10 protein-coding genes and 2 tRNA genes are annotated in these 13126 nt (G+C 35.0%); 7 read left to right on the top strand and 5 right to left on the bottom strand.

What is annotated here, in order from left to right; translation table 11 throughout:
• Positions 1–2 precede the first annotated feature (2 nt).
• The 4 genes from KP710_RS06380 to KP710_RS06365 all read left to right on the top strand — a co-directional run bounded on the left by KP710_RS06380 (position 3) and on the right by KP710_RS06365 (position 4074).
• Positions 3–1958 (top strand): DNA topoisomerase III, encoded by a 1956-nt coding sequence (locus KP710_RS06380; protein WP_111407721.1) that lies wholly within the window; start codon positions 3–5, stop codon positions 1956–1958.
• A gap of 108 nt (positions 1959–2066) precedes the next feature.
• Entirely contained in the window at positions 2067–2408 is a 342-nt protein-coding gene (gene secG, locus KP710_RS06375) for a preprotein translocase subunit SecG (protein ID WP_021034373.1), read from the top strand.
• Positions 2409–2432: 24 nt separating this feature from the next.
• Positions 2433–2518, top strand: a tRNA-Leu gene (locus KP710_RS06370).
• A gap of 326 nt (positions 2519–2844) precedes the next feature.
• Entirely contained in the window at positions 2845–4074 is a 1230-nt protein-coding gene (locus KP710_RS06365; protein WP_111407720.1) for a tyrosine-type recombinase/integrase, read from the top strand.
• A 64-nt stretch (positions 4075–4138) separates the two neighbouring features.
• Here KP710_RS06365 and KP710_RS06360 read toward each other — a convergent pair whose 3' ends face one another.
• On the bottom strand, positions 4139–5068 hold the full coding sequence (locus KP710_RS06360) for a hypothetical protein (RefSeq protein ID WP_111407719.1): 930 nt from the start codon (positions 5066–5068) through the stop codon (positions 4139–4141).
• A 1256-nt stretch (positions 5069–6324) separates the two neighbouring features.
• On the opposite strand from KP710_RS06360, the gene KP710_RS06355 reads away from it, so the two are divergent.
• The 3 genes from KP710_RS06355 (at position 6325) to KP710_RS06345 (ending at position 8319) form a co-directional block, all read left to right on the top strand.
• Positions 6325–6990 (top strand): hypothetical protein, encoded by a 666-nt coding sequence (locus tag KP710_RS06355; RefSeq protein WP_111407718.1) that lies wholly within the window; start codon positions 6325–6327, stop codon positions 6988–6990.
• A gap of 114 nt (positions 6991–7104) precedes the next feature.
• Positions 7105–7305 carry a helix-turn-helix transcriptional regulator gene (locus KP710_RS06350; RefSeq protein ID WP_111407717.1) on the top strand — a complete coding sequence of 67 codons (201 nt, stop codon included), beginning with the start codon at positions 7105–7107 and terminating at the stop codon, positions 7303–7305.
• A 456-nt stretch (positions 7306–7761) separates the two neighbouring features.
• Complete coding sequence (locus KP710_RS06345) at positions 7762–8319, top strand: integrase arm-type DNA-binding domain-containing protein (RefSeq protein WP_243583124.1); 558 nt, start codon at positions 7762–7764, stop codon at positions 8317–8319.
• Between the two features lie 420 nt (positions 8320–8739).
• On the opposite strand, the gene KP710_RS06340 is transcribed toward KP710_RS06345, so the two are convergent.
• The 4 genes from KP710_RS06340 to KP710_RS06325 form a co-directional block, all read right to left on the bottom strand.
• Positions 8740–8816 (bottom strand) — tRNA-Ile (locus KP710_RS06340).
• A gap of 85 nt (positions 8817–8901) precedes the next feature.
• Entirely contained in the window at positions 8902–10968 is a 2067-nt protein-coding gene (gene glyS / locus KP710_RS06335; RefSeq protein ID WP_215771012.1) for a glycine--tRNA ligase subunit beta, read from the bottom strand.
• Positions 10969–11051: 83 nt separating this feature from the next.
• A complete protein-coding gene (locus tag KP710_RS06330) occupies positions 11052–11750 on the bottom strand; it encodes a hypothetical protein (protein ID WP_048952642.1) in 699 nt (232 codons plus the stop codon).
• Between the two features lie 104 nt (positions 11751–11854).
• Positions 11855–13120 (bottom strand): histidine-type phosphatase, encoded by a 1266-nt coding sequence (locus tag KP710_RS06325; RefSeq protein WP_215771011.1) that lies wholly within the window; start codon positions 13118–13120, stop codon positions 11855–11857.
• Positions 13121–13126 lie beyond the last annotated feature (6 nt).

The following is a 13126-nucleotide window of genomic DNA, read 5'->3' as shown; positions in this document are numbered from 1 at the left end:
TTATGCGTTTATTTATCGCCGAAAAACCAAGCTTAGCTCGAGCTATTGCTGATGTGCTCCCCAAACCCCATCAACGTGGGGATGGTTTTATAAAATGTGGCGATAATGATGTGGTAACTTGGTGTGTAGGGCATCTACTCGAGCAAGCAGAACCCGATGCCTATGATCCTAAATTCAAACAATGGTGTTTAGAACATCTCCCTATCATTCCTGAAAAATGGCAACTTTTACCGCGAAAAGAAGTAAAAAAACAACTTTCTGTGGTGGAAAAACTAATCCATCAAGCCGATACTCTTGTTAATGCAGGAGACCCTGATAGAGAAGGACAATTACTTGTCGATGAAGTGTTCAGTTATGCCAATTTATCTGCCGAAAAACGCGATAAAATTTTACGCTGCTTGATTAGCGACCTAAATCCAAGTGCGGTAGAAAAAGCGGTTAAAAAATTACAACCAAACCGTAACTTTATTCCTCTAGCCACATCTGCACTCGCACGAGCTCGCGCCGATTGGCTTTACGGCATCAATATGACAAGAGCCTATACCATTCGTGGCAGACAAACTGGCTATGATGGCGTGCTTTCTGTTGGCCGAGTACAAACCCCAGTGCTAGGTTTAATTGTACGTCGGGATTTGGAAATTGAACATTTCCAACCGAAAGATTTCTTTGAAGTACTAGCTTGGATTAATCCAGAGAATAAAGAAGAAAAAACTCAGGAAAAATCAACCGCACTTTTCAGTGCCTTATGGCAACCAAGCAAAGCTTGTGAGGATTACCAAGATGATGACGGCAGGGTGCTCTCTAAAGGATTAGCAGAAAACGTTGTAAAACGTATTACAAATCAATCTGCAGAAGTAACCGAATACAAAGACGTTCGTGAAAAAGAAACGGCGCCCTTGCCTTATTCCCTTTCTGCGTTACAAATTGATGCAGCAAAGCGATTCGGCATGTCCGCTCAAGCCGTATTAGATACGTGCCAACGCCTATATGAAACTCATCGTTTAATCACTTATCCGCGTTCTGATTGTCGCTATTTACCCGAAGAGCATTTTGCCGAACGACACAATGTACTAAATGCAATTTCAACCCATTGTGAAGCTTATCAAGTCTTACCAAATGTCATTTCAACTGAACAGCGAAATCGCTGTTGGAATGATAAAAAAGTAGAAGCTCACCATGCAATCATTCCAACGGCTAAAAATCGTCCAGTAAATCTAACACAAGAAGAACGTAATATTTACAGCCTTATCGCTCGCCAATATTTAATGCAATTTTGTCCTGACGCAGAATATCGTAAAAGCAAAATCACATTAAACATTGCCGGCGGTACTTTTATAGCCCAAGCGCGAAATTTACAAACGGCTGGCTGGAAAGAATTGTTAGGCAAAGAAGACGACACAGAAAATCAAGAACCCTTATTACCAATAGTAAAGAAAGGACAAATTTTGTATTGTGAACGCGGAGAAGTCATAAGTAAAAAAACTCAGCCACCAAAACCTTTCACGGATGCCACACTGCTTTCTGCAATGACGGGGATTGCTCGATTTGTACAGGATAAAGATCTCAAAAAAATCCTACGAGAAACAGATGGATTGGGTACAGAGGCTACTCGCGCTGGCATCATTGAGTTACTTTTTAAACGCGGTTTTTTAACGAAAAAAGGGCGAAATATTCATAGCACAGAAACTGGAAGAATTTTAATTCAGGCATTACCAGATATTGCTACCCAACCAGATATGACCGCCCATTGGGAATCGCAACTCACAGACATTAGTCAAAAACAAGCAACCTATCAGCAATTTATGCATAACTTGAATCAAATGCTGCCTGATTTAGTCCGTTTTGTAGATCTTAATGCATTAAGACAATTAAGCCGCATTAAAATGATCAAATCCGATAGAACCAAACCTAAAAGTGCGGTAAAAAAATCGAGTAAATCAAACGGTCAAACTGATTAAAGTTAAACCAATTAATATTTTTTTTATGCAAAGCACTTGCGAGAAAATTGAATTTTCTATAACATTCACGACCAGTTTTCTTGCAAAATTGCAAATTAGAGAGAAAAAATGTATCAAGTTCTTTTATTTATTTATGTTGTTGTCGCGATTGCCTTGATCGGGTTTATTCTCGTTCAACAAGGTAAAGGAGCGAACGCTGGCGCATCTTTTGGTGGTGGCGCATCAGGTACAATGTTTGGCTCTGCTGGTGCAGGTAACTTCTTAACACGTACTAGCGCGATTTTAGCAACCGCATTTTTTGTTATTGCTCTTGTTTTGGGAAACATGAATTCACATAAAGGCAATATTCAAAAAGGTGCTTTTGACGATTTATCACAAGCTGCAGAGCAAGTTCAGCAACAACAAACAGCTCCAGCGAAAGAAAATAAAAATAGCGATATCCCACAATAAAATAGGATTAGCATAAAAATTAACGCTCTGGTGGTGGAATTGGTAGACACGCTATCTTGAGGGGGTAGTGACCACAGGTCGTGCGAGTTCAAGTCTCGCCCAGAGCACCAGTATTGAAAAAGACCGTTTTTTACGGTCTTTTTTTATTTTCTTTTTTCTTACGTTAACATAAGCCAAATCCTTGTGATATAAGGTTATCTCATTCCCTTTCTCTTATTTTATCTTATTTATTCTTACATTTTCTTACGTTGACAACCACCAACTTTAAGGGTACAAATAAGGGTACCTTGTTTAGGATATAGAAATTTGTACCCTTATTTATCTCTGAGAGACAGTCAATAAAACTGTTGAGAAACCTATACTCCTTTATAGACTATAAGTTAAAAATAGGTGTATTAAATTTGGGGAATTGAGTCTGTAACTTGATGGAGATTTTATGGCTAGAATGACAAAACCATTAACAAACACGGAAGTAAATAACGCTAAGTCGAAAGAAAAAAATTATAAGCTAATTGATGGTAATGGATTGTTTCTACTAATAAAATCTAATGATGTGAAAAATTGGCGATTTAGATATAAACGACCAATAACCAATAAAGAAAATGAAATAAGTCTAGGTAATTTTCCTAGCATATCTCTCGCTCAAGCAAGAGATATGAGAGATGAATTTTTGACTTTAATCGCTCAAGGGATAGATCCAAAACAATATAGAGAACAAGCAGAAAAAAATGAGTTATCACGGGTAACTAATACTTTTAAGAGTGTGGCGGAGAGTTGGAAAGAAAGTAAGGTAGGGAAAATAAAAGATCTAACGTTAAAAAAATATTGGGGAATTATTGGAAATTACCTATTGCCTACGCTAGCAAATTACCCTATAAGTGATATTACACCTGCCTTATCCAAAAAAGCCTTAGAAATTCCTTACCAGCAAGGAAAAGCTGAAATGTATAGGAAATCAGTAAAATTACTTAATTCCATATTAAACTATGCTGTTTATTCTTTATTTCTTATACCACTAAATCCTTGTGTCAAAATTGCAACAGCATTTGAACCACTAAAAAGAGGGAAAAATCCAAGTATTAAACCTGATGAATTACCTGAATTTTTTGATAAGTTGATAAATTCTAACACAGATCTACTAACTAAATATCTTATTCAATGGCAACTACTAACAATGGTAAGACCAAATGAAGCTGTAACAGCGGAATGGACTGATATTGATGAAGATAAAGAATTGTGGGTAATTCCTGCTCATAAAATGAAACAAACAAAAGCAAATGAAAACATATCTCACATTGTGCCTTTGTCAAAACAAGCATTGTCTTTATTAAAGAAAATTAAATCACTATCTAGCCATAAATCTTATTTATTTTATAGCTCAAGATCTAGAGATGGATACCTGAATAGCCAAACAGCTAATAAAGCTATTAGAGATAATATGGGGTATAAAGATCGTCAAACCGCTCACGGAATGAGAAAAATAGCTAGCACATATCTGCACGAGAAGGGCGTAATACCTGATGTTATAGAAATGTGTTTAGCCCACACAATTAAAGGAATCAGAGGGGTATATAATGAGGCTGAATATATTCCACAAAGAAAAGAGGCTTTACAAATGTGGGGGAATTTTATCGAAATATGTCAAATAAATGCCTTTAGCCGATAAGAAAAAATAGAATAGAATTTTTACATAAGTTAAATTTTCTATTCTATTTTTCAAGTTCTAATTTCTATTTATACTCATATGTTATATAGCCAAAAAAGTTTTCTTTTTTATCACAGATATTTTGTGTAACTGTTTTTTCATCATATGTATAATAGCTAATCTTATTTTTACTTTTTTCCTCTAAATATGTAAATTGCTCATAATTAGAGTAAGTACTCTCAATCTTACCAAATTCCCCTTGTTTAAGTTTCCCTATATTAGTTTTTGCCTTTTTAATACATTCTTCAAAACTATCTATATAGGGGCTAGATTCTTTGGCAATTTCCTTTAACTCAGGAGGTGTTTTTTTATTTATTAACATCTCGTTTAACTCAGCCTTAAGATATGACTTTTTAGGTTTATATGGATTATTCTCTACTGAAAATTCAAAAATAGGGTCTCCATTTTGATATATAGTAGGCTGAATAAGAACCTTTTTAGCCCCTAAAATATCTCGTAAACTCTCAGCACTTAATAGAAACCAAGTATAGTTTGAACTGCCGTCACCTGGTTCAAATCCTTTTGCTAAAAAAGGTTTTTTATTATCAATTTTTATATAAAGCGAACAATGCTCTCTACAAAGTATTTGACCTTTCTTAATATAAAAGTATAAGTATTCATCTGTATTTTCTCCACTATTATAAATTTGTAATGTTGCTCTTTGAGCTCCTTCATATGGGAAACCGAAAGAGTGTGTATTATCACTCTCTATTGAAACAACTTGCGAAGTTATTCCTGTCATAGGGTCTTCTTTGAACTTTTGAACCCACTTTGTAGGTTTTAAGTTAGATTTAGTACTATCAGTTGAAACTGATTTTGAAATGTTGTTGGAAAAATAAGTGTCATAACATTCTAAACGTTTATCTTTATCATCAATTTTCAAGCAATCCTCTGCACTTGAGTTTGCCATAGATAAACAAGGAAATAGGAAAAGGATTGATAGTAATTTTTTCATAGGAAAAGCCTCTTGCAAATGTAAGTTAAAATCATAAACAACCGCTTCTTATTCTTAATGTTTGATAAATTTTCCACTATCAATATGATTGGTCAACAAATAATTTTCATTCAAAATGCTTTTTGGTTAAAAATTAACCAAAAAAAGCAAATCGAGAGAGTATGTAATAAGATAGATGTAGAGGTTGTATTTAAAAATCAATTTCTACCGCTCTAAAAAGCTCAAATTTTGATTATTTTAGGGGGCAGGCTATTACCCTACAGCTTTTAAATAAAATGAAAAATAGAGCGGTAAAATTAAGTTTTTCTGATTCTTATCCGCAATCTAGAAATCTTTTACGATTTTGTAGGTAAATCAATGCTAGTTAGATGGTAAGAGCGATACTTAAAAAGTAGAATTTTTGTCAAAACACATTTAATCAGTCAAATTTTAATCAGTTAACACAGGATCTGGAATGTAAGTATATGATTTTATTAGATATTCTTCCTACATTGTGCAAAAAAACTGTTTAAAAAATGCGCATTATTCTTTTTAACTTATTGATTTTATTGAGTTTTTTCAAAAGAATAATGAGTTATAAGGAAAAGAATAAGGCAAAAATTGAAAAAAAATCCTTTAAAATCAAACACTTACAGAAAAGTATAAAGTATAATGAAAAAAAATTAAAAAAAGAGAAAAAAAATTGGATCACGCGAAAGGGAAATGCTGTACAAATTTACACCTGTAAATATATACAGTAAAAAATATAAATTATTATTATTATTTTTATTATACTTTATATATTATCTATATTTGTTGGATTAAATCTATATTTATTCTTATTTATATTTTGCTATTCTTTCTGATGTTTATCGCTAGATAACGTTCTTTTTTAGTGTCAATCTCGATCTGTCAATCTGGATCTGTCAATGTATGCACTTTTAAGCCTTGTCAATCTAGATCTGTCAAATTTTGGAAAATTCCTGAAATATTGCCTTATAGATTGATTTGAGGTTTTTATTTCTATCTTTCTTTTATCCTATTTTCTGTTGTTGAGTGCTTTGAGTTTGCTTGTTGTCGTCTTTGTCGTCTGTTGATCTATATAAATGTTCTTTATAGCTATCTCTGCAATCTCAAAATATCAATGATAGGGGGATATTGTATGAATACATTTTTGCGGAAAAAATTTGTAGGCAAGTGATGACAGAAAAACATTAAAAATCTATGCTAAAATCTTGCTACTAGTAAATACAAACTTATCTATGTAGGTTATTATTATGATAAATTTAACAGAAAAAATCGATCAGTTATTGATACAGCGTTATTCTAAATATATCTCTATAATTAAATTTATGGATAATATTAAAGAGAAGAATGCTAGCTTATCATATAGTGAAATAGCTAATCATTTACTTATCATATTAAAGCCACATAGTTATCGTTTAACTTGTTATGAGCATTCTGATTATCATAATCCTTATTTCTATGAAGATTGGATAAAAAACAATGGAATTAAGACTTATTCTTTCGAGAAATTTTCTGATTTGAATTGTATGGAAAAGGACAGTAATCCCGATTTTCTATTTATTGCCTTAGAATATGCCAGAGATAATTTTACTAACGAAAATTCTAGTGCAGGTACCGCAATAGACTATATTCCATCAGAATATCATAATCTCTTTCTTGATAAGCCTAGACTAGATTATTTATTAAGTAATCGTACTATTTCACCAACAGAACCAATAGAAAAAGAGGTTAAAGGAAAATCAGAAACATCTTACTTAAATTTAATTCTTGCATTAAAAGAGGTATGCTTAAGCGATAATACATTTAAAAATCAAGAAGAATTGATTATTTATCTTGCTAGTACATATCAAGGTTATGTAGGTATGAGTGAAAGCAATATAAGAGATAAATTTGCCAAGTCCTCCCATTTCAAATGAATAAGGTAAGATCTATATAGATGTTATTTTCATCTATATAAATTTTTATGTATAAGTGTATGCTGTTTAATTGTAACCGTTCAAAACATAAGACAACATATAAGGACGGAAAAAATGAACACACAAAATCAAGTAGAGAGCAATAATGTAATTAAGCAACTTCTAGAGCTTAAAGATGTTATAGCTATGACAGGATTATCATCAACAACTATCTATAAACACATAAAAAATGGAGTTTTTCCTGAACCTAAACGTTGTGGTAGTAGAGCGGTTCGCTGGAGATTATCAGACATAGAGCAATACATTAATTCTTAAAAAAGAATGCCTACAATACTAAGTTGTAGGCATTTTTGTATCTAGTTTTACAAATTTGAGTTCATTTTTATCTGTGATACAATTCGTTAAAATAGGGATTTTCATATCGAGTTAATATTGAATATTTAAGGTATGACTTTTGATAATAAGGGTACAAATAAGGGTATAAAACCTTAGAAACCTAACTTTTTTGATAAAAGTCATTGTATTTCAATATGGTATGTATTTGATTCAGATCCCGCCCAGGCACCATTTGACTAAACAAAGCCCCGCGAAACTAATCGCGGGGTTTTGTTTTATCCAGATTTCACAAGGGTTTATAGCACTTTCACCCATCATATCTAATCGTCTCTAATTGTCTTTAATCGCTGTTTTTAGTAACACTATTAGTAACACTGACTTAGTTGATGTTACTATATCTATTATCTTGTATTACTGCGTTAGGGAAGAAATCTTATGTCTAGAACCAAAAAACCTTTAACAGATACAGAAATCAGAAAAGCAAAGCCAAAAGAAAAAGAATATCCATTATCTGATGGTAACGGTCTTATTCTAAGAGTTAAGCCAAACGGATCTAAAATTTGGCTATTTAACTACTATCATCCAGTTACAAAAAAAAGAACAAATGCTGGCCTTGGAATGTATCCCCAAATCCAATTATCAGATGCTCGTGCTAAACGTGAAGAATATCGTGCGTTACTTGCTAAAGGTATCGATCCACAAGAAGAAAAAATCCGCATCCAACAAGAATATGAAAACCGTTTAAAAGATACTTTCCATTCTGTTGCAGGAAGTTACTTTAATGGTATCTACAAAGAAAAAGCTAAAAATCCAGAAACACGAGAAAAGAATTGGGAACGATTGAAAAATCATATCTTCCCTTATATTGGCGATAAGCATGTATCAGAAATAAAAGTAAAAGAGTTAGTTAGCATTTATGAAAAAATAGCAGATAGAAGTAACACACTCAAAAAATCCACCAGCTTGTCGGTGCCATTATGGATCATGCACTAAAAAGACATTATAGAGGGCATCATTTGACTAAACAAACCCAGCGATAACTAATCGTGTTTTTTCCGTTTTTTACAAAGCTTTATCACAGTTTTTACAAGTGTAATTCAACTGCTTCAAGTATTTATAACCATATATTTTATAACTATTTTTTAACCAAGCTTTATAATCTCATCATTGTTTAAATTTCGTGGTTAAAAAAAACGCCTGAAATTCCTAAATCTATAGGTCTCACGGTGAGCAAAAATATTGAGTTAAAAGTATAAGAATAACTAAGTATATAACTAAAAAAATATGGTTGTAAACGTAGAAGTTAACAGGAGAACGCGAGAGTAGAAAAAATAAAAACTTGGTAAGGGTCAGTATTTATAAGGTCATTATTGAATGAAGATGAAAGAATAAATAAGACGAGAAAATTTGAAATGGTCCCCCCTACCGGACTTGAACCAGTGACCAAGCGATTATGAGTCGCCTGCTCTAACCGACTGAGCTAAGGGGGGAAAGTTCGGTGATTATAGAGAAATAATCACTTGAAGTCTATAAAAGAAGGGATGATTGATGAAAAATCAATCATCCCTTTTATCATTATTGAAGCACTGAAATATCAGCCACTTGTAAGAACAAGTCTTGTAACGTATTTAAAATCGCTAAGCGGTTTTGGCGTAATGCAGGATCTTCAGCATTTACCATTACGTTATCAAAGAAACTGTCTACCGGTGCGCGTAAGTTCGCTAATTTATCTAATACTGCCGTGTAATCGCCTTGCGCGATAAGCGGTTGTACTTCAGTGCGTAATACAAGTACGGCTTCAGCAAGGGCTTTTTCTGCAGGCTCTACGCAAGCGGTCAAATTGATCTCACCAATTGCAGCATCCGCTTTAGCTAAAATATTGCTTACACGTTTATTTGCTGCTGCTAACGCTTCTGCTGAATCTAAAGTACGGAAATGTGAAACCGCACGCACGCGCGCATCAAAATCAGCCGGACGAGTTGGACGACGTGCCAATACGGCTTGAATCACATCCACTGCAATGCCTTCATCTTGATACCACGCACGGAAACGACCAAGCATGAAGTCCACCACATCAGCAACCACATTTTGATTCGTGAGTTTATCACCGAAAAGTGCGGCTGATTTTTTCACTAAATCTTCTAAATCTAGTGGTAAATTTTTCTCTACAATAATACGTAACGCACCTAATGCCGCACGACGTAATGCGAACGGGTCTGCGCTACCTTTTGGTACTTGGCCGATACCGAAGATCCCTGTTAAAGTGTCAAATTTATCCGCTAAAGCGACCGCACTTGCCACCAACGATTTTGGTAACTCATCACCGGCAAAGCGAGGCATATATTGTTCATTTAACGCCACCGCCACTTCTTCATCTTCACCGTCATGACGAGCGTAGTGCATCCCCATTACGCCTTGCGTATCGGTGAATTCAAACACCATGTTGGTCATTAAGTCACATTTTGACAGTAAACCCGCACGTTTTGCTTTCACTTCATCTGCACCGATTTGTTTTGCAATTTCGCCGGCAAGTTGCTCAATACGATCTGTTTTATCTTTCAATGTACCGAGCTGTTGTTGGAATAACACGGTTTCTAAGCGTGGTAAACGATCAACCAGTTTTTGTTTTAAGTCGGTTTTGAAGAAGAATTCTGCATCGGTTAGACGTGGACGAACCACTTTTTCATTCCCTTCGATAATCGCGGTTGGGTCTTCAGGATTGATGTTCGAGACAAAAATAAAGTGCGGTAATAATTTGCCGTCTTTGTCATAAATCGGAAAATATTTTTGGTCGCCTTTCATGGTATAAACCAAAGCTTCCGCAGGCACCGCTAAGAAACGTTCTTCAAATTTAGCCGCTAATACATTTGGATATTCCACCAAGGAAGTCACTTCTTCAAGCAGACTTTCCTCAATGTCAGCCACGCCGCCAAGTGCGGTTGCTTTTGCTTGAGATTTTGCCAAAATTTCTGCTTTACGCTCGTTGAAATCCGCTACTACAGAACCTTTTTCACGTAATAATTGTGGATATTGATCTGCATGTTGAATTTCAAATTCTTTCTCGCCTAAGAAACGGTGACCACGAATAGTACGCGCACTTGCCACACCTAAAATTTCGCCTTCGATTAATTCATCACCTAACAACATAATTACAGTATGAACCGGGCGGATAAATTGCACGGTTTTGTCTGCCCAACGCATTGGTTTTGGAATTGGCAATTTCGCCAACGCATTGGCCACGATGCTGTTCAGCAAGTTTTTGGTCGGTTGACCTTCAATTTTTGCACGGTGAACTAACCATTCACCTTTATCAGTCGCAATGCGTTCTGCTTGCTCAACGGTAATACCACAACCACGCGCCCAGCCTTCTGCCGCTTTAGTTGGTTTGCCTTCTGCATCAAAGGCTGCAGACACTGCTGGTCCACGTTTTTCAATTTCTTTGCTTGGCTGTTGTGTGGCTAAGTTCAACACTTTCACCGCCAAACGACGCGGCGCTGCAAACCATTCGATTTTATCGAATGATAAACCCGCTTGGTTTAATTCCGCCTCAACATTATCCGCAAAAGAGGTTGCTAATGTTTTGAGAGCTTTTGGTGGCAGCTCTTCTGTGCCGATTTCTACTAGGAAGTTTTGGGTTGTCATTTTGTTTCTCTTGTAAGGTGTGCTTAATTTCACCATTAATTTTAAATTTTGTAATGTATTTACAAACACACTACGAATTACAGTTATTCAGAAAAACCAATCTCGTTAAGTAACATTTTTCCTAAATGAGTTATAAATTTAGAGCCTCTAGGCTTTCCTGATAATTTATCATAGATAGGCATATTCGTATTTCTATCTATGTCGAGTTTAGTTTTTATTAAACCTAATCTTTCTAAATGATCTTTATAGCTATTTTGAATAGCAGATTTATCTATTTGCTCCTCTGGAGCTCCAATATAATTTCTAGCTAAATTTAAGACACTTTGATGCTTACTTCTAAATTCTTCATCACCACCGAGTGTTGGATGTAAATAAAACCTTAACCAAATAATCTCCTCATCATTTAACTCTGACAATAAATTAAGTAAATAGACATATTGAGATATCTGGATCTCTTCTGTATTTAATCCATTTGCTACAACAGAAGCAATATGCTCAAGACGTTTTTCGCTAACTGCTCTAAAAGCGTAAAACAGACCATCTTCAAACAGTGCTATGTATTCAGATAATTTTTTAGCATCTGAATTTATTAAACATTCTAATTTAGATACTCTTTTCTCTAATTCTCTAAGATACTTAACTATTCTATCTTGGCGTTGATTTGGCACTAAGTTATTGATAATTCCGCTAACAATAGAGCCACCAGGAAATTCTCCTAACACAGAGTTAGTAAGCGAAATTAGTTTATCTGTATTATTTTCGTCTAAATTATCATTCTGCATTTTTTATGTTCTCTTTCACATATTACTTCATCTAAATTGCACAGTTGTAAAACCAAGTGAATTTAATTCTGTATCTCGTAATGCATCTTTTTTCTGATAATCAACTAGTTTTTACCGTTCTTAATACCCTCACTCAACACCTTTTGAAACTGCTCATAATCACAAAAGCCATGTTCATCTTTTTCACAGCCTTTAAGGGTTAATGCCGTTTGGTTTGGTGGTGTTGCTAAACTTAGTGGCGTGATGTTAATCAGCTGGTCAGTAGTTTGATACACATAATCCAACTTAAATTTGAGTTTGCCACTTGGTTTGTGTTTCCATACTTCAAATAGCAACTTGCCACCGATTGGGATATTTTCCAATGAATCATTCAACTCATAAGGCTCAACACCTAGTGCTGCCAGCAGAGCGACGATATTAGAATCGTGTCCGACCAATAAGTTAATTTTGTTCTCACTATTTAGCTGTTGCTGAATAAATGCTAACAACGGATATGAGACATTTTGTGCCAACGCTTCATTGTTTTTAAATAAAGTGCGGTAATATTCGTTTTTAATTTCGTTAATTGCACGCCATTTTTCTTGGCTATCCACGCGGCCGTTTGCGATTTCTGAATCAGGCTTACCCACATAATGAGCGAGCAATAATGCACTGACAATTTTCTTTCCTTTGCTGATAGAGCCAGTAATTTTGACTGACTTGCCGTCTTTAATACTGTATTCACCGACTTTTCCACCTAAATCACACTCGCCTTTTTGTAAGCAGTTTGGTGAATTTTTATAATCGATGATTTCACTCAATAGCGCATAATTTGGCGCTAATTTTTGCTGTAAAGCGGTTAAATCAACGTTATTTTTTGCAGATTCAATCAAGGCTTTGCTTGGATTATGCGCTTGCGTTTTAAAAATCGGATCTTTTTCTGAACCAATTTTACCGTGATGTTGCAGTTGAACATTACAGCCTGCAAATGCACCAGAAACAATCGCTTGCCCTGTTGCAATGGTGCGTTGCACGCCATTCGCATAAGCGAAAATACCTTCGCCTGATGCACAACGTTCTGTTGTTAATAACCCTTTATCTGTAAGCCACTGACCTAAATATTGCCCGAAATAGGTTTCTAGCACCGTCCCTTTTGCAGTGAGATAGCCAGATGGTACATTCCATTTTGCCCATTCATAAGGGGAATATTTCGCCATTTCTTGCGGATCTTTTTCCACTGGTGAACGCAATCCGTGTCGGCTAAAAATCAATACTTTCTCTAATTCATAATCAGAACTTGAGGAAGTTTGACCATTTTCTGTTGCAAACGCACTACTTGCTAAAGCTGAGCCAAGCAAAAGTGCGGTGAATTTTAGGGTTATTTTTTTCATATTCGA

Origin of the sequence: Haemophilus sp. SZY H35 (assembly GCF_018829705.1) — a bacterium.
In the GTDB taxonomy this organism is placed as follows: domain Bacteria; phylum Pseudomonadota; class Gammaproteobacteria; order Enterobacterales; family Pasteurellaceae; genus Haemophilus; species Haemophilus haemolyticus_K.
Note: the sequence above shows the minus strand (reverse complement) of the source record. Positions and strands in the feature narration are given on the sequence as shown.